The sequence below is a fragment of the Pseudomonas moraviensis genome (genome assembly GCF_900105805.1).
Classification (GTDB): domain Bacteria; phylum Pseudomonadota; class Gammaproteobacteria; order Pseudomonadales; family Pseudomonadaceae; genus Aquipseudomonas; species Aquipseudomonas moraviensis_A.
The window spans coordinates 3,063,931-3,086,286 of record NZ_LT629788.1 but is presented as its reverse complement, the minus strand read 5'-3'; the positions used below and the strand labels follow the sequence as shown (position 1 = coordinate 3,086,286).

27 protein-coding genes are annotated in these 22,356 nt (G+C 61.3%); 23 read left to right on the top strand and 4 right to left on the bottom strand.

Annotation, left to right across the window (positions count from 1 at the left end):
• Window positions 1–77: 77 nt before the first annotated feature.
• From fleN to BLU71_RS13660, 12 genes are all read left to right on the top strand, one after another.
• Window positions 78–908, top strand: coding sequence for a flagellar synthesis regulator FleN (fleN, locus tag BLU71_RS13715; RefSeq protein WP_016771060.1), 831 nt, complete (start codon window positions 78–80; stop codon window positions 906–908).
• Complete coding sequence (gene fliA, locus BLU71_RS13710) at window positions 905–1,645, top strand: RNA polymerase sigma factor FliA (RefSeq protein ID WP_016771059.1); 741 nt, start codon at window positions 905–907, stop codon at window positions 1,643–1,645. The genes fleN and fliA overlap by 4 nt, the downstream gene beginning before the upstream one ends.
• A gap of 167 nt (window positions 1,646–1,812) precedes the next feature.
• Window positions 1,813–2,184: a chemotaxis response regulator CheY gene (locus BLU71_RS13705; RefSeq protein ID WP_024012118.1), complete on the top strand. Its 372-nt coding sequence runs from the start codon at window positions 1,813–1,815 to the stop codon at window positions 2,182–2,184.
• 18 nt (window positions 2,185–2,202) lie between these two features.
• On the top strand, window positions 2,203–2,991 hold the full coding sequence (locus BLU71_RS13700; protein WP_042607546.1) for a protein phosphatase CheZ: 789 nt from the start codon (window positions 2,203–2,205) through the stop codon (window positions 2,989–2,991).
• Between the two features lie 36 nt (window positions 2,992–3,027).
• Window positions 3,028–5,301 carry a chemotaxis protein CheA gene (locus BLU71_RS13695; protein ID WP_083353304.1) on the top strand — a complete coding sequence of 758 codons (2,274 nt, stop codon included), beginning with the start codon at window positions 3,028–3,030 and terminating at the stop codon, window positions 5,299–5,301.
• A 49-nt stretch (window positions 5,302–5,350) separates the two neighbouring features.
• The gene (locus BLU71_RS13690) at window positions 5,351–6,490 is read left to right on the top strand and encodes a protein-glutamate methylesterase/protein-glutamine glutaminase (protein ID WP_083353303.1); all 1,140 of its coding nucleotides are present in this window, start codon (window positions 5,351–5,353) and stop codon (window positions 6,488–6,490) included.
• Complete coding sequence (locus BLU71_RS13685; protein WP_039763601.1) at window positions 6,490–7,230, top strand: flagellar motor protein; 741 nt, start codon at window positions 6,490–6,492, stop codon at window positions 7,228–7,230. Before BLU71_RS13690 ends, BLU71_RS13685 begins: the two co-directional genes overlap by 1 nt.
• Before the next feature lie 12 nt (window positions 7,231–7,242).
• Complete coding sequence (motD, locus tag BLU71_RS13680; protein WP_371919904.1) at window positions 7,243–8,136, top strand: flagellar motor protein MotD; 894 nt, start codon at window positions 7,243–7,245, stop codon at window positions 8,134–8,136.
• A 43-nt stretch (window positions 8,137–8,179) separates the two neighbouring features.
• On the top strand, window positions 8,180–8,968 hold the full coding sequence (locus tag BLU71_RS13675; RefSeq protein WP_024012121.1) for a ParA family protein: 789 nt from the start codon (window positions 8,180–8,182) through the stop codon (window positions 8,966–8,968).
• Window positions 8,969–9,086: 118 nt separating this feature from the next.
• Window positions 9,087–10,046: a CheW domain-containing protein gene (locus BLU71_RS13670; RefSeq protein ID WP_083353302.1), complete on the top strand. Its 960-nt coding sequence runs from the start codon at window positions 9,087–9,089 to the stop codon at window positions 10,044–10,046.
• A 90-nt stretch (window positions 10,047–10,136) separates the two neighbouring features.
• Window positions 10,137–10,622 carry a chemotaxis protein CheW gene (locus BLU71_RS13665; RefSeq protein ID WP_016771050.1) on the top strand — a complete coding sequence of 162 codons (486 nt, stop codon included), beginning with the start codon at window positions 10,137–10,139 and terminating at the stop codon, window positions 10,620–10,622.
• A 1-nt stretch (window position 10,623) separates the two neighbouring features.
• Window positions 10,624–11,019 (top strand): DUF2802 domain-containing protein, encoded by a 396-nt coding sequence (locus tag BLU71_RS13660; RefSeq protein WP_042607551.1) that lies wholly within the window; start codon window positions 10,624–10,626, stop codon window positions 11,017–11,019.
• Between the two features lie 126 nt (window positions 11,020–11,145).
• Here BLU71_RS13660 and BLU71_RS13655 read toward each other — a convergent pair whose 3' ends face one another.
• Both BLU71_RS13655 and BLU71_RS13650 read right to left on the bottom strand, forming a co-directional pair.
• Window positions 11,146–11,475: an EscU/YscU/HrcU family type III secretion system export apparatus switch protein gene (locus tag BLU71_RS13655; protein ID WP_042607552.1), complete on the bottom strand. Its 330-nt coding sequence runs from the start codon at window positions 11,473–11,475 to the stop codon at window positions 11,146–11,148.
• The gene (locus BLU71_RS13650) at window positions 11,472–13,046 is read right to left on the bottom strand and encodes a flagellar hook-length control protein FliK (RefSeq protein WP_083353301.1); all 1,575 of its coding nucleotides are present in this window, start codon (window positions 13,044–13,046) and stop codon (window positions 11,472–11,474) included. The genes BLU71_RS13655 and BLU71_RS13650 overlap by 4 nt, the downstream gene beginning before the upstream one ends.
• A gap of 197 nt (window positions 13,047–13,243) precedes the next feature.
• Between BLU71_RS13650 and ccmA the strand changes: the two genes are divergently transcribed.
• The 10 genes from ccmA to BLU71_RS13600 all read left to right on the top strand — a co-directional run bounded on the left by ccmA (window position 13,244) and on the right by BLU71_RS13600 (window position 20,640).
• Window positions 13,244–13,879, top strand: coding sequence for a cytochrome c biogenesis heme-transporting ATPase CcmA (gene ccmA, locus BLU71_RS13645; RefSeq protein ID WP_065617395.1), 636 nt, complete (start codon window positions 13,244–13,246; stop codon window positions 13,877–13,879).
• On the top strand, window positions 13,876–14,544 hold the full coding sequence (ccmB, locus tag BLU71_RS13640) for a heme exporter protein CcmB (protein WP_039763615.1): 669 nt from the start codon (window positions 13,876–13,878) through the stop codon (window positions 14,542–14,544). Before ccmA ends, ccmB begins: the two co-directional genes overlap by 4 nt.
• Before the next feature lie 97 nt (window positions 14,545–14,641).
• Window positions 14,642–15,397, top strand: a complete 756-nt coding sequence (locus BLU71_RS13635; RefSeq protein WP_065617489.1) for a heme ABC transporter permease — start codon at window positions 14,642–14,644, stop codon at window positions 15,395–15,397.
• Window positions 15,394–15,570 (top strand): heme exporter protein CcmD, encoded by a 177-nt coding sequence (gene ccmD / locus BLU71_RS13630; protein ID WP_039763617.1) that lies wholly within the window; start codon window positions 15,394–15,396, stop codon window positions 15,568–15,570. The genes BLU71_RS13635 and ccmD overlap by 4 nt, the downstream gene beginning before the upstream one ends.
• Window positions 15,567–16,022 carry a cytochrome c maturation protein CcmE gene (ccmE, locus tag BLU71_RS13625; protein WP_083353300.1) on the top strand — a complete coding sequence of 152 codons (456 nt, stop codon included), beginning with the start codon at window positions 15,567–15,569 and terminating at the stop codon, window positions 16,020–16,022. The genes ccmD and ccmE overlap by 4 nt, the downstream gene beginning before the upstream one ends.
• A 3-nt stretch (window positions 16,023–16,025) precedes the next feature.
• On the top strand, window positions 16,026–18,014 hold the full coding sequence (locus tag BLU71_RS13620; RefSeq protein WP_064365458.1) for a heme lyase CcmF/NrfE family subunit: 1,989 nt from the start codon (window positions 16,026–16,028) through the stop codon (window positions 18,012–18,014).
• Entirely contained in the window at window positions 18,011–18,547 is a 537-nt protein-coding gene (locus BLU71_RS13615; protein ID WP_064365457.1) for a DsbE family thiol:disulfide interchange protein, read from the top strand. The genes BLU71_RS13620 and BLU71_RS13615 overlap by 4 nt, the downstream gene beginning before the upstream one ends.
• The gene (locus tag BLU71_RS13610) at window positions 18,544–19,014 is read left to right on the top strand and encodes a cytochrome c-type biogenesis protein (protein WP_083353299.1); all 471 of its coding nucleotides are present in this window, start codon (window positions 18,544–18,546) and stop codon (window positions 19,012–19,014) included. Before BLU71_RS13615 ends, BLU71_RS13610 begins: the two co-directional genes overlap by 4 nt.
• Window positions 19,011–20,210 (top strand): c-type cytochrome biogenesis protein CcmI, encoded by a 1,200-nt coding sequence (gene ccmI / locus BLU71_RS13605; protein WP_042607559.1) that lies wholly within the window; start codon window positions 19,011–19,013, stop codon window positions 20,208–20,210. The genes BLU71_RS13610 and ccmI overlap by 4 nt, the downstream gene beginning before the upstream one ends.
• Window positions 20,211–20,235: 25 nt before the next feature.
• Complete coding sequence (locus BLU71_RS13600) at window positions 20,236–20,640, top strand: hypothetical protein (RefSeq protein WP_042607560.1); 405 nt, start codon at window positions 20,236–20,238, stop codon at window positions 20,638–20,640.
• A 44-nt stretch (window positions 20,641–20,684) separates the two neighbouring features.
• On the opposite strand, the gene BLU71_RS13595 is transcribed toward BLU71_RS13600, so the two are convergent.
• Together BLU71_RS13595 and BLU71_RS13590 are read right to left on the bottom strand one after the other, a co-directional pair.
• Window positions 20,685–21,260 carry a PIN domain-containing protein gene (locus BLU71_RS13595; RefSeq protein WP_042607561.1) on the bottom strand — a complete coding sequence of 192 codons (576 nt, stop codon included), beginning with the start codon at window positions 21,258–21,260 and terminating at the stop codon, window positions 20,685–20,687.
• The gene (locus tag BLU71_RS13590; protein ID WP_042607562.1) at window positions 21,257–21,724 is read right to left on the bottom strand and encodes a helix-turn-helix domain-containing protein; all 468 of its coding nucleotides are present in this window, start codon (window positions 21,722–21,724) and stop codon (window positions 21,257–21,259) included. The genes BLU71_RS13595 and BLU71_RS13590 overlap by 4 nt, the downstream gene beginning before the upstream one ends.
• 215 nt (window positions 21,725–21,939) lie before the next feature.
• Here BLU71_RS13590 and BLU71_RS13585 point away from each other — a divergent pair, with 215 nt between their 5' ends.
• The gene (locus BLU71_RS13585) at window positions 21,940–22,344 is read left to right on the top strand and encodes a type II toxin-antitoxin system HicB family antitoxin (RefSeq protein ID WP_064365452.1); all 405 of its coding nucleotides are present in this window, start codon (window positions 21,940–21,942) and stop codon (window positions 22,342–22,344) included.
• Window positions 22,345–22,356: the final 12 nt, after the last annotated feature.

The following is a 22,356-nucleotide window of genomic DNA, read 5'->3' as shown; positions in this document are numbered from 1 at the left end:
GCCACGCATTGTTCCGATCGGGAACGCGCAGCCAGTAATGTGGCCTCCGTCTATGCAAGACAAGGTAAAGAAATAACATGGGCAGCATGCATCCCGTACAGGTGATCGCGGTGACCGGCGGCAAAGGTGGCGTCGGCAAGACTAACGTGTCAGTGAACTTGTCGCTGGCGCTGGCAGAGCTTGGCCGTCGGGTCATGCTGCTGGACGCCGACCTGGGCCTGGCCAACGTCGACGTTCTGCTGGGGCTGACGCCCAAGCGCACACTGGCCGACGTTATCGAAGGCCGTTGCGAACTGCGCGACGTGCTGTTGCAGGGCCCGGGCGGGATTCGCATCGTGCCGGCGGCCTCCGGCACGCAGAGCATGGTGCACCTGAGCCCGGCCCAACACGCCGGCCTGATCCAGGCGTTCAGCGACATCGGCGACAATCTCGACGTGCTGGTGATCGACACCGCTGCGGGTATTGGTGACTCGGTAGTCAGTTTCGTTCGCGCCGCGCAAGAGGTGTTGCTGGTGGTCTGTGACGAGCCGACTTCGATCACCGACGCTTACGCGCTGATCAAGTTGCTCAATCGCGACTACGGCATGAACCGCTTCCGCGTGCTGGCCAATATGGCGCAGAGCCCGCAGGAAGGGCGCAACCTGTTCGCCAAGTTGACCAAGGTCACGGATCGCTTCCTCGACGTCGCCCTACAATACGTCGGCGCCGTGCCGTATGACGAAAGCGTGCGCAAGGCGGTGCAGAAGCAGCGCGCCGTCTACGAAGCCTTTCCCCGTTCCAAGTGCGCGCTGGCCTTCAAGGCCATCGCCCAGAAGGTCGACACCTGGCCGCTGCCCGCCAACCCGCGCGGTCATCTGGAATTTTTCGTCGAGCGTCTCGTGCAGCAAACCGCAGGGCCTGTGATATGACCGCCAGTGGCATGAATCTTTACAAAAAGTCGGCGCGTGACGCGCAATACGAATTGATCGAGCGCTACGCGCCACTGGTCAAGCGCATTGCCTATCACTTGCTGGCACGCCTGCCGGCCAGCGTGCAGGTCGAAGACCTGATCCAGGCCGGGATGATCGGTTTGCTCGAAGTGTCGACCAAATACGACGCCAGCAAAGGCGCCAGTTTCGAAACGTACGCGGGCATTCGAATCCGCGGCGCGATGCTCGATGAAGTGCGCAAAGGGGACTGGGCGCCACGCTCGGTTCACCGCAATACCCGGATGGTCAGCGACGCGATTCGCTCGATTGAAGCTAAAACCGGCCGTGACGCTAAAGATCACGAGGTTGCGGCCGAACTCCAATTGAGTCTCGACGATTACTACGGGATTCTGAATGACACCTTGGGCAGTCGCCTGTTCAGTTTCGACGACCTGTTGCAGGACGGCGAACACGAAGGTCTGCACGAGGATGGCGCCAGTGCGCATATGGAGCCGTCACGCGATCTGGAAGATGAACGCTTCCAGGCGGCGCTGGCGGACGCGATTGCCAATTTGCCGGAGCGTGAGCGACTGGTGTTGGCGCTGTACTACGACGAAGAGCTGAACCTCAAGGAAATCGGTGAAGTCCTTGGCGTCAGTGAATCGCGGGTCAGCCAGTTACACAGCCAGTGCGCGGCCCGTTTGCGGGGGCGTTTGGGGGAGTGGCGAGCGCGCTGAAGGCAGTGTGGGGACACTGCGAAACGAGGCTGGTGCGGTGATGAACGGCGCCGGTCTCGATCCGTTGTGCTCCAGACAAACTTTAAGTGCTGCGCCGATTGATTGAAGTGGCGCGTCCAGGTGCTGGGCGCGTTTAAGACTGCTTGGAGGTCGAATTGAACAAAGACATGAAAATCCTCATCGTTGATGACTTCTCAACGATGCGGCGGATCATCAAGAACCTGCTGCGCGATCTTGGGTTCACCAACACCGTCGAGGCCGACGATGGCACCACTGCCATTCCGGTGCTCAACAGCGGCAGCATCGACTTTCTGGTAACGGACTGGAACATGCCGGGCATGACCGGGATCGACCTGCTGCGCCACGTGCGTGCCGATGAAAAACTCAAGCACCTCCCGGTGTTGATGGTGACTGCCGAAGCCAAGCGCGAGCAGATTATCGAGGCCGCCCAGGCCGGTGTGAACGGTTACGTGGTCAAACCTTTCACGGCTCAAGCGTTGAAAGACAAAATCGAGAAGATTTTCGAACGCATCGGCTGATGAATGCGCGGGGGAGCTATGGAGCATAACGAATCTTCACAGGGCGATTTTGAATCGACCCTGAAAAAACACGCGGTCGAACTGGTCGAAAGCCTTGAAAAAGGCAGGTTCGGCGACGCGGTGCAACTGATCCATGAGCTCAATCAGACCCGTGACCGCGGCCTGTATCAGGAAGTGGGCAAGCTCACACGTGAACTGCACAGTGCGATCGTCAATTTCCAGATCGATCCGCACATGCCGCAGGCCGAGGAAGTGTCGCAAATCACCGACGCGACCGAACGCCTGGGCTACGTGGTCAAGCTGACGGAAGCCGCGGCCAACCGCACCATGGATCTGGTGGAAAGCGCCACGCCGGTGGTCAACAGTCTGGCTGATGAAGCGCAGACGTTGAGTGCCGATTGGGGTCGCTTCATGCGTCGCGAGGTCGGGGCTGAAGAGTTCCGCGAACTGGCGCGCCGGGTAGACGGTTTTCTGTCACGCAGCAGCACGGACAACCGTGCGGTGTCGAGCAACCTCAACGACATCCTGCTGGCTCAGGATTACCAGGACCTCACCGGTCAGGTGATCAAGCGCGTGACCCAACTGGTCACCGAAGTCGAAAGCAATCTGCTCAAACTCGTGCTCATGGCCAGTCAGGTCGACCGCTTTGCGGGCATCGAACATGACCGCGCCGCAATGCTCGCCGAAAAAGATCCACAAAAACATCTCTCGCAGGGTGAAGGTCCGCAGATTCATGCCGATAAACGAGAAGACGTTGTGTCCGGTCAGGACGATGTGGACGATTTGCTATCCAGCCTTGGATTTTGAAGTTAGGTTTTTAGACCTGTTAGGAGCACCCCATTAATGAGCTTCGGCGCCGATGAAGAGATCCTTCAGGATTTCCTGGTTGAGGCCGGCGAGATTCTTGAGCAACTGTCCGAACAACTGGTCGAGCTGGAAAGCCGCCCGGATGATGCAGATCTGCTCAATGCAATTTTTCGCGGTTTCCACACTGTAAAAGGGGGCGCCGGCTTCCTTCAGCTCAATGAGCTGGTGGAGTGCTGTCACATCGCCGAAAACGTGTTCGACATCCTCCGTAAGGGTGAGCGTCGCGTTGATGCAGAACTGATGGACGTTGTGCTCGAAGCACTGGACGCGGTGAACAGCATGTTCAGCGAAGTCCGTGAGCGCGCACCGATCACCGCCGCCACCCCGGAACTGCTGGCCGCGCTGGCGCGTCTGGCCGAGCCGCAATCGGCGGATGAAGCCGTGGCCGCACCGGTGGAAGTGGTGGAAGAACCGGTCGCCGAAAGCGCATCGGAAGACATCACCGACAACGAATTCGAACAACTGCTGGACTCGCTGAATGCCGTCAAGGCGCAAGCCGAGGCCCCGGCCGCTCCTGTGGCATCCGCGCCGGTTGCCGACACTGCGGCCAGCGATGAAATCACCGACGCCGAATTTGAATCGCTGCTCGATCAACTGCACGGCAAAGGCCAGTTCGCTGTCGATGCAGTCGCTCCGGCGCCAGCGGCAGCGGCTCCGGCCGCGCCTGCTGCGGGTGACAGCTCGGACATCACCGACGACGAATTCGAAGCGCTGCTCGATCAGTTGCACGGCAAGGGCAACTTCGCCGTTGACGCGCTGGAATCGGCGATCGCTTCGGCGCCGGCAGCCCCTGCTGCACCGGCCGCCGCTGCGGCCGGTAGCGACCTGATCAGCGATCACGAATTCGAATCGCTGCTCGACGAATTGCACGGCAAAGGTAAGTTTGACGCCGCCGCGGCGACTGCCGGCTCCGCATCAAGCGTCGCCACGCCAGCCGCGAAAGCTCCGGCCGCCGCTGCTGCGCCGAAACCTGCGGCCAAGCCTGAACCGAAAGCCGAGGCGCCGAAACCGGCCGCCGCTGCTGCTCCGGCTCCGGCCCGCGCGCCAGCCGCTGCACCGGCAGAAAAACCGGCCAGCGAAGCAGAAACCACCGTGCGCGTCGACACCGCGCGGCTCGACGAGATCATGAACATGGTCGGCGAGCTGGTGCTGGTGCGTAACCGTCTGGTGCGCTTGGGTCTCAACAGCGGCGACGAAGCCATGTCCAAGGCCGTGTCGAACCTCGACGTGGTCACCGCTGACCTGCAGACCGCCGTGATGAAGACGCGGATGCAGCCGATCAAGAAGGTCTTCGGGCGCTTCCCGCGTCTGGTTCGCGACCTCGCACGTCAGCTCAAGAAAGAGATCAACCTGGAACTGGTGGGCGAAGAAACCGACCTCGACAAAAACCTTGTCGAGGCTCTGGCCGACCCGCTGGTCCACTTGGTGCGCAACGCTGTCGACCACGGCATCGAGTCGCCGGAAGAACGTGAAGCGTCGGGCAAGGCCCGTGGCGGTCGCGTGGTGCTGGCGGCCGAGCAGGAAGGCGACCACATCCTGCTGTCGATCTCCGACGACGGCAAAGGCATGGACCCGAACGTCCTGCGTTCGATCGCGGTAAAACGCGGTGTGATGGACAAGGACGCAGCCGATCGCCTGAGCGATACCGAGTGCTACAACCTGATTTTCGCCCCGGGTTTCTCGACCAAGACCGAGATCTCCGACGTGTCCGGCCGTGGTGTCGGCATGGACGTGGTGAAGACCAAGATTTCCCAGCTCAATGGTTCGATCAACATCTACTCGACCAAGGGCCAGGGCTCGAAGATCGTCATCAAGGTGCCGCTGACGCTGGCGATCATGCCGACGCTGATGGTCATGCTCGGCAATCAGGCGTTCGCGTTCCCGCTGGTCAACGTCAACGAAATCTTCCACCTCGACCTGTCGACCACCAATGTCGTCGACGGTCAGGAAGTGGTGATCGTGCGCGACAAGGCGCTGCCATTGTTCTACCTCAAGCGCTGGCTGGTCAGCTCCGCCGCTCACGAAGAGCAGCGCGAAGGCCATGTGGTGATTCTTTCGGTGGGCACTCAGCGGATCGGCTTCGTCGTCGATCAACTGGTCGGCCAGGAAGAAGTGGTCATCAAGCCATTGGGCAAAATGCTCCAGGGCACTCCGGGCATGTCCGGCGCCACCATCACCGGTGACGGCCGCATTGCGCTGATTCTCGATGTTCCAAGCATGCTCAAGCGTTACGCCACAAAGCGTATTTGAATCCGGGACGGCGGCGCGATGACGCGCCGCTGCACCTAATGGAGTGTTTATGGCAGTCAAAGTCCTGGTGGTGGACGATTCGGGTTTTTTCCGCCGCCGCGTCTCGGAAATTCTTTCGGCGGATCCGAGCATCCAGGTGGTCGGCACGGCCACCAACGGTAAAGAGGCGATCGATCAGGCCATGGCCCTCAAGCCTGACGTGATCACCATGGACTACGAGATGCCGATGATGGACGGCATCACGGCGGTGCGGCACATCATGCAGCGCTGCCCGACCCCGGTGTTGATGTTCTCCTCGCTGACCCACGAAGGCGCCCGGGTCACCCTGGATGCGCTGGACGCCGGCGCGGTGGATTTCCTGCCGAAGAATTTCGAAGACATCTCGCGCAACCCCGAAAAGGTCAAGCAGTTGCTGTGCGAGAAAGTCCACAGCATCTCGCGCAGCAATCGTCGTTTCAGTGCCTACAGCGCGCCGGCCCCCGCCGCTGCGCCAGCGCCGACGCCTGCCCCGGCAGCGTCGAGCTACAGCAGCCACAGCAGCCACAGCAGCCCTGTGCCGGCGCGTCCGGCGCCAGCGCCTGCTCGTGCATCCGCTGCCAGCGCTTCGTCGTCGGCCCCGAAACGCAAGGCCTACAAACTGGTTGCCATCGGCACCTCGACGGGCGGCCCGGTTGCGCTGCAACGCGTGCTGACGCAATTGCCGGCGAACTTCCCGGCGCCGATCGTGCTGATCCAGCACATGCCGGCAGCGTTCACCAAGGCCTTTGCCGAACGTCTCGACAAGCTCTGCCGCATCAGCGTCAAGGAAGCCGAGGATGGCGACATTCTGCGTCCGGGCCTGGCGCTGCTGGCGCCGGGTGGCAAGCAAATGATGATCGACGGCCGTGGCGCGGTGAAGATTCTGCCGGGTGACGAGCGTCTGAACTACAAGCCGTGCGTGGACATTACCTTCGGTTCGGCGGCGAAATCCTACGGCGACAAAGTTCTGGCAGTGGTCCTCACCGGCATGGGCGCCGACGGTCGCGAAGGCGCACGTCTGCTCAAGCAGGGCGGCAGCTCGGTGTGGGCGCAAGATGAGGCAAGCTGCGTGATCTACGGCATGCCGATGGCCATCGTCAAAGCCGATCTGGCTGACGCCGTGTACGGTCTGGACGATATCGGCAAGCACATCGTCGAGGCGTGTATCTGATGGATGTTCTCAGCCTTATCGGCCTCATCATGGCGTTCGTCGCCATCATCGGCGGCAACTACCTTGAAGGCGGTCACCTCGGCGCGCTGGCCAACGGCCCGGCGGCGCTGATCGTGCTGGGCGGCACGGTCGGCGCCGCGCTGCTGCAATCGCCGATGAGCGCGTTCAAGCGCGCGATGCAGATTCTCGCGTGGATCTTCTTTCCGCCGCGTGTCGACCTGGCCGGCGGCATCGACCGCGTGGTCAATTGGAGCCTGACGGCGCGCAAGGAAGGCTTGCTCGGTCTCGAAGGCGTGGCCGACGCCGAACCCGACAGCTACTCGCGCAAGGGCCTGCAACTGCTGGTCGATGGCGCCGAGCCGGAAGCGATCCGGAGCATTCTCGAAGTGGATTTCTACACCCAGGAATCACGTGATATCGAAGCGGCCAAGGTCTTCGAAAGCATGGGCGGCTACGCGCCGACCATCGGCATCATCGGTGCGGTGATGGGCCTCATCCATGTGATGGGCAACCTCGCCGATCCGTCGCAACTGGGTAACGGCATCGCGGTGGCTTTCGTCGCGACGATCTACGGCGTGGCCAGTGCCAACCTGATCCTCTTGCCGGTCGCGGCCAAGCTCAAGTCCATCGCGTTGCGGCAGTCGCGTTATCGCGAAATGTTGCTGGAAGGAATTCTGTCGATCGCCGAAGGTGAAAACCCGCGCTCTATCGAGCTGAAGCTTCAGGGCTTCATGGATTGATGGGGGATATGGATCATGGCTCGTCGCAGGCATCAGGAAGAACACGTTAACCACGAGCGCTGGCTCGTGTCCTACGCGGATTTCATCACTTTGCTGTTCGCGTTTTTCGTGGTGATGTACTCGATCTCGTCGATCAACGAAGGCAAGTACAAAGTCATCTCCGAAGCGCTGATCGGCGTGTTCACCGATTCCGATCGCTCGCTCAAACCGATTCCGATCGGCGACGAGCGGCCGAAGACCGTGACCCCGGCCAAGCCGCTGGTCAAGGATGCCGAGCAGGTCGACGCCGGTATCGCCGGGGCCAGCGATCCGCTGAAAAGCATCGCCGATGACATCAGTGCCGCGTTCGGTGACTTGATCAGCTCCAACCAGATGACCGTGCGCGGCAACGAGCTGTGGGTCGAGATCGAACTCAACTCCAGCCTGTTGTTCGGCAGCGGCGACGCAATGCCGAGCGACATCGCCTTCAACATCATCGACAAGGTCGCAGCGATCCTGAAACCGTTCGACAACCCGATCCACGTTGAAGGCTTTACCGACGATCAACCGATCCGCACCGCGCAGTACCCGACCAACTGGGAGCTGTCCTCGGCACGCTCGGCGAGCATCGTGCGCATGCTCGCCATGCAGGGTGTCAACCCTGGGCGTCTGGCGTCGGTGGGCTACGGCGAATTCCAGCCAGTGGCCAACAACGCCACGGTCGAAGGCCGGGCGAAGAACCGTCGCGTGGTGCTGGTGGTGTCGCGCAACCTCGATGTACGCCGCAGCCTCACCGGTACCGGAACCGCCAATGCGCAACCGGACGCGGCACTGAAGCGCGCTGGCACACAAACTGCACCGACCCCGGTCAAGACGCCGGGACGCGAGAGTGCCGTCAATTCTCCGTCGCCCGCATTAACACGCTGAAGCATGTCTCGGTCAATCAACCTGGCCGGGAGGAACGAACTGAATGAGAGTCTGGGCAGTCGCCAATCAAAAGGGTGGTGTCGGTAAAACCACATCCTCCATCGCTTTAGCCGGGTTGCTGGCCGAGGCGGGCAAGCGCGTGGTTGTGGTCGATCTCGACCCGCACGGCTCGATGACCAGCTATTTCGGTTACGACCCCGACAGCCTGGAACACAGCAACTACGACCTGTTTCTGCACAAGGGCAGCGTGCCGCAAGGCCTGCCGGGGCAGTTGCTGCTGTCGACCAGCGACGAACGCATTTCCCTGCTGCCGTCGAGCACTGCGCTGGCCACCCTTGAGCGGCAGTCGCCGGGGCAGAGTGGCCTGGGTCTGGTGATCGCCAAGAGTCTGGCGCAGCTGTGGCAGGACTTCGATTACGCGATCATCGACAGCCCGCCGTTGCTCGGCGTGTTGATGGTCAACGCCCTTGCAGCGAGCCAGCAACTGGTGATCCCGGTGCAGACCGAGCACTTGGCCGTGAAAGGTCTGGAGCGCATGGTCAACACCCTGGCGATGATCAATCGTTCGCGCAAACAGCCACTGCCGTTCAGCATCGTGCCGACCCTGTTCGACCGCCGTACGCAGGCGTCGATGGGCACGCTGCGCGTGCTGCGCGACAAATTCCCCGACGATATCTGGCACGGCTACATCCCGGTCGATACCCGCCTGCGCGATGCGAGTCGCGCCGGTGTCACGCCTTCGCAATTCGACGGCAAGAGCCGTGGCGTGCTGGCCTACCGCGCGCTGCTCAAGCACCTGCTCGCGCAGCAACTTGTTCCGCAGGTGGCCTGAACATGATCTTTATTCCTGTAGGAGCTGCCGAAGGCTGCGATCTTTTGATCTGGCCTGTCAGTGCTCCTGAAAAGATCAAAAGATCGCAGCCTTCGGCAGCTCCTACAGGGAGTCGCGCATGAACCGGCCGGTTAAGCTGACTTCACGTCCGCAACAGGCCTTGCAGTCCTACCTGGAAGACCTGCTGCTGGACCTGCCCGAAGACGTGCTGCCACCAGTCGAAGCGCAGCCGCCAGTCGTCGAACAGGCGCAGCCTGAAGTGATGGAAAGCGCCGAGGCCATGGACGAGTTCCAGGCGGCGGTGCTCGAAGAACAGGCTCGCGACGCGCAGAAAACCGTCAGCCCGGTTGCCGCCCCCGCAGTTGCGCCTGTGGCGAAAGCACCAGTCGCGCTGATCGACGAACCGCGCGCGCCGCTGTCGACGCTGGCGCCGCTGCTGCAAACACAGTTATTGACCGTTCCGGAACCAGAACCCGAGCCGGAGCCAGAACCGGCGCCGCCAGTGGCAGAGCCGCAGGTGCTGATTCCGCCGCTGGTCGAAGTGCATCTGCCGCCGAACAACCCGCCGCCACCGGTTGAACCCGATGGCCGTCCGGCCTGGGCTGCTGAGGCCTTCGAATGTCTGTTGTTCGATGTCGCCGGGCTGACGCTGGCCGTGCCGCTGGTGTGCCTGGGGTCGATCTATTCGCTGGCCGGCCATGAGCTGACGCCGCTGTTCGGTCAGCCGGAGTGGTTCCTCGGAATTCTGCCGAGCCAGGCCGGCAACCTGAAGGTCCTGGACACCGCGCGCTGGGTCATGCCGGATCGGTACCGCGATGACTTCCGGCAGGGCCTGCAATACGTGATTTCGGTTCAGGGTTACGAGTGGGGGCTGGCGGTGCATCAGGTCAGTCGCTCGTTGCGCCTGGACCCGAATGAAATCAAATGGAGAAGTCATCGGGGTCAGCGGCCATGGCTCGCCGGCACGGTGATCGAGCACATGTGTGCATTGCTTGACGTATCCGCGCTGGCCGAGCTGATCGCCAGCGGCGGGGCAAAGCACTTGAGCGGCAACAAGCCGCTACATAAACCGACATAGCAGCCGACATAACAATCAGGCGATGGCATTTTTCAATGCCACCACACAGAACACACACCGCCCAGGGCGGTTTTTTCGAGGGGTCAGGGTATGAGTAGTCAGGCGTCGAATGCAAAAGGTTCTGAAGATCCGATCCTGCAATGGGTGACCTTCAAACTGGATAACGAAACCTACGGCATCAACGTGATGCGCGTGCAGGAAGTGCTGCGCTACACCGAGATCGCCCCGGTACCGGGTGCGCCGAGCTATGTGCTGGGCATCATCAACCTGCGCGGCAACGTGGTCACCGTGATCGACACCCGTCAGCGCTTCGGCCTGCACAGCGGCGAGATCAGCGACAACACCCGTATCGTCATCATCGAGGCCGACAAGCAAGTCGTCGGCATCATGGTCGACAGCGTCGCCGAAGTGGTTTACCTGCGTCAGTCGGAAATCGAAACCGCACCGAACGTCGGTAACGAAGAGTCGGCCAAGTTCATCCAGGGCGTGTGCAACAAGAACAACGAGCTGCTGATTCTGGTCGAGCTGGACAAGATGATGAGCGAAGAAGAATGGTCGGAACTGGAGAGCATCTGATTTGATTCTCGAGGTTGCGGTAATTGTTCTGTTCCTGTTCTGGGCCGGCACGCTGGCGATGTTCGTGTCGTACATCAAGGCGCAGCGGGTGATCGCTGCGCAGCAGGCCCAGGGCGATGCGCTGCGTGATCAGCGCATCAAGGAACTGGCCAAACGCGTCGACGATTACCAGAACGGCAACGTGCGCATGGGCGAAGCCCTGCACGAGTTGCGCGCGGTGGTGAGCCCGTTGCCGGACAAGATCGTTGCACTGGAACAACGCGACCCGTCGAGCCTGTCATTCGCCCAGGCGGCGAAACTGGTGGGCATGGGCGCGAGCGTCGATGAACTGACTCAGTCGTGCGGCTTGACCCAGGCTGAGGCGGAGTTGATGCGCAAACTTCACAAGAGCAGCTAGAAGCTTCAAGCTTCAAGCTTCAAGCAGCAAGCAAGATCAAAAGATCGCAGCCTTCGGCAGCTCCTACATTGGATTCGCATTTCCCTGTAGGAGCTGCCGAAGGCTGCGATCTTTTGCTTTTAAGGCTTAATAATCATCGCCGCGCAGGGTCACATCTTTCTCGACCATCGGCGCGTTCGGGTCTTGTCCCTCGGGGAATTTGCCCTTCAGATTCCACGCAAACGCGATGATCTCGGCGATCGTGCGGTAGAGCTCTTCGGGGATGCTGTCGCCCAGTTCCATCCGCGCCAGCAGGCGCACCAGTTCGGCGTTTTCGTAGATCGGCACTTCGTAATCGCGAGCGATGCGCAGGATTTCTTCGGCCAGTTCATCGTCGCCCTTGGCGGTGAGGGTCGGGGCGTGGTTGCCGTCGTATTTGAGGGCGATGGCCTGGCGTGGGGCAGTGGAATCGTTCATGCGGTTTCGTCGACCCAGCGGTGTTCGAGGCGGGTTTGGTTGCCTTGCGGCGGGGTGCCGTGGTGGCAGTCGAGGTCGCCGACGTTGAGCCCGGAATCGAGCAAGCGCTGGCGCAGTGCAAACAGATTGCTTTCGATCAGGTCGGCGGTGTACGGCCGCTCGGCCCACAGCTGACTGGACAGGCTGCCAGCAATCAGTTGCGCCTGAATCTGCATCGGTCCGAGGGGTTCCAGATCGAAGGCCAGATCGACCCGCCACAGTTGCTGTTTGGCTTCACGCTCGTCGCGGCGTTCGTGGGGTTGCGGTTCGCGCTCCGGCGCTTCTTCACGCTGAAACTTGACCTGCAGCGGCACGATGTCCTGCAAATTGCGCATGGGAATTTCCAGCTGCCAGGTGCTGAGCAGGCGGCCATCGTCGGTGACGCCAGTCTGTTCCAGGCTCGACAACTGATGGCTTTGCAGGCGCGACACCGCAGCGGCGGCGAGGCGCAGCAGCTGTTCGAGATCGCCTTCGCCTTCCAGTTTCGCCAGCAGCCGTTCGGGTAACGGAAAGCTGCTCGGCAGCGGTTTGGCGCTGACCTGACCGAGGGTGCCCAAGGCATTTCGAACGAAACTCGGCAAGGCCTGCGCCAGGGTGTTGGCGGCGATGATCGCGTTGAAATTGGTGTTGCTCGGCAGGCCGGGGGTCAGTTGCGCGATCAGCTTGAGCAGGTCGGCCTTCATGTCCGGGGCAAGCGCCGGGTTTTGTCCGCCGAGCAATTTGGCTTCGAGGAACGCGCCGCTGTTGGCCAGGGCGAGTGCCACGCCTTTGGCCGTGCTCATTTGCTGCACGTCCGGCAGGCTGGCGAGCAGCTTGTCGACCACTGCGCGCAGATCGGCCGAAGTCTGATCGGTGGCCGGCGGCAGGTTCTGCAGCAATTTCAGCAAACCATCGAGCGAGCCTTGGCGACTTTGCTGACCGAGCAATTGCTGACTGACCGCCAGTTGCTCCTGACGGCTGCTCAACGGCACGAATTTGAGGGTTTGCGCGTCCTGCACCTGCGCCGACAACAAGGTGCCGATGCGCAGCGGTTGCGGACTGTCGACGGTCAATGTGCTGCCGCTCAACGCAGTGTTGAGCAGGGTCACCATCGAACGGAACACCGCCGCTTGTCCTGGGGTTTGCGGCAGAGCCTGTGAGGTCACGACTTTGCCTTGCAGCAGGGTGCCGGCCGGCAACTGCGCGGTGTCGATGCGGGTGAGGGTGGCGACGCTGCTGGCAATCGCTTGCTGCACGGTGATTGCCAGATTCCCGGCCGATGGCTGGGTGATCGCCAGGTTGGTGCCCTGTGGCAACGGCAGATTGCTGCTGGCTTGCACGGTGGTCTGGCGACCGCTGTCGAGGGTCACTTTGAGCAGCAATTCAAAGGTCTGATCGGCCTGCTTGAGCGACAACACCTCGGCCTTGGCGCTTTGCCCCGCGCCTATCAAGCCCTCGACCGGCGTCAGCAGCTTGAGCAGTTCACCCATCTGCGGGCGAGCGCTCGCCGGCACGGTGGGCGGCAGCGGGAGGATGTTCATTTCGCCTGTCATACGCGGACACAACCTGAGGAAATTGCACTCTTGAGAGTAAGGCACGGCATGTATAATGCCGCGCGTCGTGCGCTTCGTTCAAAAAACCTAGCAATTGTTTGATCCAGCTCGCCAGATCGAGCGATCAAAGCATCTATGCTGCTTCTCTTTAACGGCCGCGCCAGAGCCGACTTGAACCGTATAAGGCCCGTGATCCCTTGACCAGTCCTGTCCTGCAAACCGTTGCCCTGGCGTGTGAACGCGATCTGCGGCTGCTGTTCGAACACCTCGAATTGCGCCTGGTCAGCGGTGACATGGTGCAGATCAGCGGTCCCAACGGCAGCGGCAAGACCAGTCTTTTACGTCTGCTCGCCGGTTTGATGCAACCCACCGATGGCCAGGTGCTGCTCAACGGGCAACCGCTGGCCGAGCAACGCAGCGAACTGGCGCGCAATCTGTTGTGGATCGGTCACGCCGCCGGGATCAAGGATCTGCTCACTCCCGAAGAAAACCTGTCGTGGCTCTGCGCCCTGCATCATCCCGCCGAGCGCGAGGCGATCTGGCAGGCACTGGCAGCGGTAGGATTGCGCGGTTTCGAAGACGTTCCCTGCCACAGTCTTTCCGCCGGTCAACAGCGCCGCGTAGCGCTGGCGCGGTTGTATCTGGACAGCCCGCCGTTGTGGATTCTCGACGAACCTTTCACGGCGCTGGACAAGCAGGGCGTCGCGCAACTGGAAGAACATCTGGCCGGGCATTGCGAGCGCGGCGGTCTCGTGGTCCTGACCACGCACCATACGCTGAGCCGCATGCCGGCCGGTTATCGCGACATCGATCTGGGGAAATGGGCGGTATGAGTGTCTTCGGCCTGCTGCTTGCCCGCGAATCGCGCCTGCTGTTCCGCCGCCCGGCGGAGCTGGCCAACCCGCTGATTTTCTTCGCCATCGTCATTGCACTGTTCCCGCTGGCCGTCGGCCCGGAAACTCAAGTCTTGCAAAACCTGTCCCCGGGGTTAGTCTGGGTGGCGGCGTTGTTGTCTGTCCTTCTGTCGCTGGACGGATTGTTTCGCAGTGATTTCGAAGATGGTTCGCTGGAGCAGTGGGTCCTTTCGTCGCACCCGCTGCCGCTATTGGTCCTGGCCAAGGTACTGGCACACTGGCTGTTCTCCGGTCTGGCACTGGTCCTGCTGTCGCCATTGCTGGCGTTGATGCTCGGTTTGCCGGCCGCCTGTCTGCCGGTGCTGCTGCTGTCGTTGCTGCTGGGCACGCCGGTGCTGAGCCTGCTCGGCGCAGTCGGCGCGGCGCTGACGGTCGGCCTCAAGCGCGGCGGTCTGTTGCTGGCGCTGCTGATTCTGCCGTTGTACATCCCGGTGTTGATCCTTGGCAGCGGCGCGTTGCAGGCCGCGCTGCAAGGCATGCCGGCGACCGGATACCTGTTGTGGATGGCCAGCCTCACAGCGCTGGCGATCACCCTGACACCCTTTGCAATAGCCGCTGGCCTGAAGATCAGCGTCGGCGAATAATAATGAGGCCTGGTCAAAAATTGACCACTTCTTCCAGAAGAAAGGCATGACCCTCTGCCAGCTCGCGATGATGAGCGGCAACCGTGATGGAAACAGTATGAACTGGACCTGGTTTCACAAGCTCGGCTCGCCCAAGTGGTTCTACGGCATCAGCGGCAAGTTCCTGCCGTGTTTGAGCATCGCAGCGTTGCTGCTGATTGGCGTTGGTGTGGTCTGGGGGCTGGCGTTCGCGCCGCCGGATTATCAGCAAGGCAACAGCTTCCGCATCATCTACATTCACGTGCCTGCCGCGATGCTCGCCCAGTCGATCTACGTGATGCTCGCGGTGTGCGGCGTGGTCGGGCTGGTGTGGAAGATGAAACTGGCCGACGTCGCTCTGCAATGTGCTGCACCGATCGGTGCTTGGATGACTGCCGTGGCGCTGGTCACCGGGGCGATCTGGGGCAAGCCGACCTGGGGCTCGTGGTGGGTCTGGGACGCGCGCCTGACCTCGATGTTGATTCTGCTGTTTCTGTATTTCGGCGTGATCGCGCTGGGCAATGCCATCAGCAACCGCGACAGCGCCGCCAAGGCCTGCGCGGTGCTGGCGATCGTTGGGGTGATCAACATTCCGATCATCAAATACTCGGTGGAGTGGTGGAACACCCTGCACCAGGGCGCGACGTTTACCCTCACGGAAAAGCCGGCGATGCCGGCGGAAATGTGGCTGCCGCTGCTGCTGACGGTGCTGGGCTTCTACTGCTTCTTCGGCGCTGTGCTGTTGCTGCGCATGCGCCTTGAAGTGCTCAAGCGCGAAGCCCGCGCCAGTTGGGTGAAAACCGAAGTGCAGCAGAGTCTGGAGGCGGCACGATGAGTTTTGCTTCATTCGGCGACTTCCTCGCCATGGGCCATCACGGCCTGTATGTCTGGTCGGCCTACGGCATCTGTCTGGCGGTGCTGGCCCTCAACGTGGTGGCGCCGATTGCGGCGCGCAAGCGTTATCTGCAACAAGAGGCGCGTCGTCTGCGCCGGGAGAACGGCCAGTGAATGCGCTGCGCAAAAAACGTCTGATCATCATTCTGGCCATCCTGGTCGGGGTCGGCGCCGCTGTCGGCCTGGCCCTGAGCGCGCTGCAGGAAAACATCAATCTGTTTTACACGCCGACGCAGATCGCCAACGGTGAAGCGCCGCAGGACACGCGCATCCGCGCCGGCGGCATGGTCGAGGCCGGTTCGCTGCAACGATCCAAGGATTCGCTGAACGTCAAGTTCGTCGTCACCGATTTCAACAAGTCCGTGACCATCGCTTATCGCGGCATCCTCCCGGATCTGTTCCGCGAAGGGCAGGGTATCGTCGCCCTCGGCAAGCTCAACGCCGACGGCGTGGTGGTGGCCGATGAAGTGCTGGCCAAGCACGATGAGAAGTACATGCCGCCGGAAGTGACCAAAGCGCTAAAGGATAGCGGTCAATCCGCGCCAACGCCTGTGAAGGAGGGTTGATCGATGGCAGCCGCACTGTTTATTCCTGAGCTGGGCCATCTGGCGATGATTCTCGCCCTGTGTTTTGCGCTGGTCCAAGCGGTGGTGCCGATGCTCGGCGCTTGGCGCGGCGACCGTTTGTGGATGAGCCTGGCGCAACCGGCAGCGTGGGGTCAGTTTGCCTTTCTGCTGTTTGCCTTTGGCTGCCTGACCTACGCGTTCATGACCGACGATTTCTCCGTCGGCTATGTGGCGATGAACTCCAACAGCGCGCTGCCGTGGTACTACAAATTCAGCGCGGTGTGGGGCGCCCACGAAGGCTCGCTGCTGCTGTGGGCACTGATCCTCGGCGGCTGGACGTTCGCCGTGTCGGTGTTTTCCCGGCAGTTGCCGCAAGTCATGCTCGCTCGCGTGCTGGCGGTGATGGGCATGATCAGCACCGGTTTCCTGCTGTTCCTGATTCTTACCTCGAACCCGTTCTCGCGGATCCTGCCGCAGATTCCCGCCGATGGCCGCGACCTCAATCCGTTGCTGCAGGACATCGGTTTGATCGTGCATCCGCCGATGTTGTACATGGGTTATGTCGGTTTCTCCGTGGCCTTCGCATTCGCCATCGCCGCGCTGCTCGGCGGTCGTCTCGACGCGGCTTGGGCGCGTTGGTCGCGGCCATGGACCATCGTCGCCTGGGCGTTCCTCGGCATCGGCATCACCCTCGGTTCGTGGTGGGCGTATTACGAACTCGGCTGGGGCGGCTGGTGGTTCTGGGACCCGGTGGAAAACGCCTCGTTCATGCCATGGCTGGTCGGCACTGCGTTGATCCACTCGCTGGCGGTCACCGAAAAACGCGGCGTGTTCAAGAGCTGGACGGTGTTGCTGGCGATTGCCGCGTTCTCGTTGAGCCTGCTCGGCACCTTCCTCGTCCGCTCGGGCGTGCTGACCTCGGTGCACGCGTTTGCCTCGGACCCAGAGCGCGGCGTGTTCATTCTGATTTTCCTGCTGTTCGTGGTGGGCGGTTCGCTGACCCTTTTCGCCCTGCGCGCGCCAGTGGTGAAAAGTCAGGTCGGCTTCAATCTGTGGTCACGTGAAACCTTGCTGCTGGGCAACAATCTGGTGTTGGTCGTCGCGGCGTCGATGATCCTCCTCGGCACCTTGTATCCGCTGATTCTCGATGCCATCAGCGGTGCCAAGCTGTCGGTCGGCCCACCGTATTTCAATGCGCTGTTCATTCCGTTGATGGCGTTGCTGATGCTGGTCATGGCGGTCGGTGTGATCGTGCGCTGGAAGGACACGCCGGTGAAATGGCTGGCGAGCATGCTCACCCCGGTGCTGCTCGGCAGCGTCGCACTGGCCGTGGTGGCCGGCGTGGCCTATGGCGACTTCAACTGGGCGGTGATCGCGACGTTCCTGCTGGCCGCGTGGGTGCTGCTTGCCGGCGTGCGCGATCTGCTCGACAAGACCCGCCACAAAGGCCTGATCAAAGGCTTGCCGACGCTGACCCGCAGCTATTGGGGCATGCAGATCGCCCACCTCGGCATCGCTGTGTGCGCGCTGGGTGTGGTGTTGTCGAGCCAGAACAGTGCCGAGCGTGACCTGCGCCTGGCGCCGGGCGAGGCGATGGACCTGGCCGGCTATCAGTTCGTCTTCGAAGGCGCCAAACATTTCGAGGGGCCGAACTTTACCTCGGACAAAGGCACCATCCGCGTCATTCGCGACGGCCAGGAAATCAGCGTGCTGCATCCGGAAAAACGTCTGTACACGGTGCAGAATTCGGTGATGACCGAAGCTGGCATCGATGCCGGTTTCACCCGCGATCTCTACGTCGCCCTCGGCGAGCCGCTGGATAACGGCGCCTGGGCCGTGCGCGTACACGTCAAACCGTTCGTGCGCTGGATCTGGTTCGGCGGCTTGCTCACCGGATTGGGTGGTTTGCTGGCGGCGCTGGATCGGCGTTATCGGGTCAAGGTGAAAAGCAAAGTGCGCGAAGCGCTGGGCATGACGGGAGCGGCGGCATGAGGCGTTGGTTGATGTTATTGCCGCTGGCGATTTTTCTGCTGGTGGCGGTGTTTCTTTATCGTGGCCTGTATCTCGATCCGGCGGAGTTGCCGTCGGCGATGATCAACAAGCCGTTCCCGGAGTTTTCCCTGCCGAGCGTGCAGGGTGACAAGACACTGACGAAGGCCGACATCCTCGGCAAACCGGCGCTGGTCAATGTCTGGGGCACCTGGTGCATTTCCTGCCGGGTCGAGCATCCGGTGCTGAACAAACTCGCCGAGCGCGGCGTGGTGATCTACGGCATCAACTACAAGGACACCAACGCCGATGCCTTGAAATGGCTGGCCGAGTTCCACAATCCGTACGCGCTGGATATTCGTGATGACGAAGGCTCGCTGGGCCTCAACCTCGGTGTCTACGGCGCGCCGGAAACCTTCTTCATCGATGCCAAAGGCGTCATCCGCGACAAGTTCGTCGGGGTGATCGACGAGCAGGTCTGGCGCGAGAAACTCGCGGCCAAGTATCAGGCGCTGGTCGATGAGGCCACGCCATGAAGCGTTTTCTCGCAGCAGTGCTGTTGGGCTTGAGCCTGGCCGGTGTCGCCCAAGCGGCCATCGACACCTACGAGTTCGCCAACGAGGGCGACCGCGAGCGTTTCCGCGAACTGACCAAGGAACTGCGCTGCCCCAAGTGCCAGAACCAGGATATCGCCGACTCCAACGCGCCGATCGCCGCCGACCTGCGCAAAGAGATTTTCCGCATGCTCGGCGAGGGCAAGGATAATCAGCAGATCATCGACTTCATGGTCGATCGCTATGGTGATTTCGTCCGCTACAAACCGGCGCTCAATGCGAAGACCGTGCTGTTGTGGTTCGGCCCGGCCGGTCTGCTGCTCGGCGGTTTCGTAGTGATCGTGCTGATCGTGCGCAGGCGTCGCGGGCAACGTGCCGAAACCCCGTCATCGCTGTCTGCCGAAGAACGTCAGCGCCTCGACCAACTGTTGGATAAAAACCAAGAATGATTGATTTCTGGCTCGCCGCAGGGCTGTTGCTTCTGGTCGCCCTGAGTTTTCTGCTGATCCCGGTGCTGCGCGAACGCCGCGCTCAGCGTGAAGAAGATCGCACCGCGCTGAACGTCGCGCTGTATCAGGAGCGGGTTGCCGAACTGCAAGCGCAGCAGGCCGAAGGCGTGCTCGATGCCGCGCAACTGGACAGTGGCCGCGCGGAAGCTGCACGTGAATTGCTCGCCGACACCGAAGGCGTCACCGCACCGCGTGTCTCGCGCCTTGGCAAGCCGTTGCCGCTGCTGGCCGCCGTGTTGGTGCCGGTGCTGGGCCTTGGTCTGTACCTGCATTTCGGCGCCGCCGACAAAGTCGAACTGACCCGCGAATTCGCCCAGGCACCACAGTCGATGGAAGAGATGACCCAGCGTCTGGAGCGTGCGGTCGCCGCACAACCGGATTCCGCCGAAGGTCTGTATTTCCTCGGCCGTACCTACATGGCTCAAGACCGCCCGGCGGATGCGGCGAAGATGTTCGAGCGCGCCGCCAACCTCGCCGGTCGCCAGCCGGAACTGCTTGGCCAGTGGGCGCAGGCGCAGTATTTCGCCGACGGTAAGAAATGGTCAGAGAAGATTCAGGCACTGACCGACGAAGCGCTGAAGGCCGACCCGAAAGAAGTCACCAGCCTCGGCCTGCTCGGTATCGCCGCGTTCGAAGGCGAGCGGTATCAAGAAGCAATCGACTACTGGAATCGCCTGCTCGCGCAACTGCCGCCGGAAGACAACTCGCGCGCTGCGCTGCAAGGCGGCATCGAGCGTGCCGCCGAACGCCTGAAGGCCAGCGGTGGTCAGGTTGCCGAGGCACCGGCGCCGAAAGCTGCGTTGCTGAAAGTCAGCGTTGATCTCGCGAGCGAACTCAAAGGCAAGGTGCAACCGGGCGACAGCGTGTTCATCTTCGCCCGCGCCACTTCTGGCCCACCGGCGCCGCTGGCGGCCAAACGCCTGACCGTCGCCGACCTGCCAGTGACCGTCGAACTGGGCGACGCCGATGCAATGATGCCGCAGTTGAAACTGTCCAACTTCCCTGAAGTCCAACTGGTTGCGCGCATCTCTCGGGCCGGTCAACCGACTGCCGGGGAATGGATCGGTCGCAGCGGCCCCTTGGCCAGCAGCACCACTGCGCCACAAAAACTGACCATCGACAGCCCGGACCAGTAACCGGACCCAACAGGAAAGCACCGCCATGCACACCATCGCCCGCATCACAGTCCTCACACTGGCCCTGGGCTTGAGTGCATGTGCGGTACAACGCCCGGAACCGACCACCAGCCTGCCGCCGATTCCGCCGTCGCAACCGAGCCCGACCCCGTCGACCTCGCCGACCCCCGGCAAAACCATCCCGGCCAAACCCGCCAAGCCGGTGCCACGCACCTCCGCCAGCTTCGCCCCGCCACCGGGCGGCAACAGCCACTGGGACCAGAAACTCGGCGTCTACGTCCTCGACGACCAGACCAACACCTTCTACCGCCAGCGCACCTACTACCGCTGGAACAACGGCTGGAGCCGCTCGGTCAGCCCCAACGGCCCGTGGGAAGACACCAACATCCACGGCGTACCGCCGGGGTTGGGCAAGCAGTTCGGGCAGTAAGAGAAACGGCGATCTTGGGATCGCCGTTTTTTTGCGTCTGATTCTCAGAGAATCGCTCGATAGTTACCTAACGCCTTTACCGATTCGACCAAGCCTTGCCGCTGGAGAAAGCCAAGATATTTGTCCACCTCCACAGTGGGCGTTTTCAATTGCCGTCGCTGGCTTTGAGCCGCAGCGACGACGGCAGCCGAATCAAGATGAAAAAGGTTTTCCACAAACTCATCCGGGTGTTGAGCTTCGATGCCATATGGCGCGAGGTGACAGGAGGGGAAATCTTTCAGGTTGAACGTCACTATTACATCGGCACCGCATCGGATAGCGGCCGCCAGAACATGGCGGTCGTTCTCATCAGGCAGCGTCAGGCCTGACACCAAGTCTTCATAGCCATCGATACACGCATCTGGAATGGCCAGGTCCATCAATTGCGATGTGCGATCGAGTTGTTCGAGGGTCAGGTCGGACCTGTTCTTCAATAAGTTACGCTTCCATTCGTGGTGTATTTCCTGAGTCCAGCGAGCTCGATACAGCCCAGACAACGCGAGCCACATAAGGAAGTCTCTCAAAGGGGCCGGATATAAGACGCATGCATCGTATACAGCAGTGAAAGAGGAATGCCTCACTCGTATCCTGTCCTTAGCGCCTGTGCCTGCTCCGCGAGAAGCGTCATTGCCTGCTCGCTGGCGGTGTCTCGCCGGGTTTTATATTCCATCAGATCGGCAAAACGCACACGTCGGTGCTTGCCTGTTTTGTGGTAGGAAATCTCACCGCTCTCCAGCAGTTTGATCATGTGCGGACGTGAGACGTTGAGCAGATCGGCAGCTTCTTGAGTGGTCAGCTCGGCATGGATCGGCACGACCTTCACAGCGTTGCCCTCCGCCAGCGCTGCGAGGATATCGCTCAGCAAGCGCAATGCCGACGTTGGCAGCTCGACGCTGTGGGCTTCATTCTGCTCATCAAAAATCTGGATTCGCTGGGTATCGAAACCTGTGGCGAGGAAAGCGGTGAGGGTGCGCTGGCCTTCAATCGCGGCTTTGACTTCGCGTTCAACTGGCAAATTTGTAGTGGAAGGAATTGGAGTGGGCATAAGACTGTTCCAACATTCTAGAAACGATGCGCGAACGTTATTCGAATTAAACGAAAATCGCAATAAACGAAACTGGCGTCAGGAATACTTTGCAAAACAACCAACCATCACCCCGTCCCATTCTGTGCTTGAGTAAAGATAACTCTAGAGTTATTTTTAGTTGGCCAGGCCAAGGAGGCGGTTGGTGCAGAGCAGGCTATTGAAGGAGATCCGTAATGCAATATCCCATCTGCATCGAGTGGGGTGACGAGAACACTGCCATCGGTATTCAAATCCCCGATATTCCCGGCGCAGTCACGGCCGGGGACAGCTTCGAAGAGGCTTACAACGCGGCCGTGGAAGTCGCGCATCTCATGCTGCAGGAGATCGCGGCGGCCGGGCAGGCGATTCCGATGCCGACTTCGGCAGCGGCGCATCGCAGCCATCCGGATTTTGCCGGGATGGGCTGGGGCATGCTGGAGCTGGATATCTCGCCGTATCTGGGCAAGACCGAGAAGGTCAACGTTACGCTGCCTGGCTATGTGATTCAGCGTATTGATCGCTATGTGCGCGAGCATAACGTCAAAAGCCGCTCCTCGTTTCTGGCGGATGCGGCGATGGAGAAACTGGTGCGGTATTGAGGGTCTACGCAA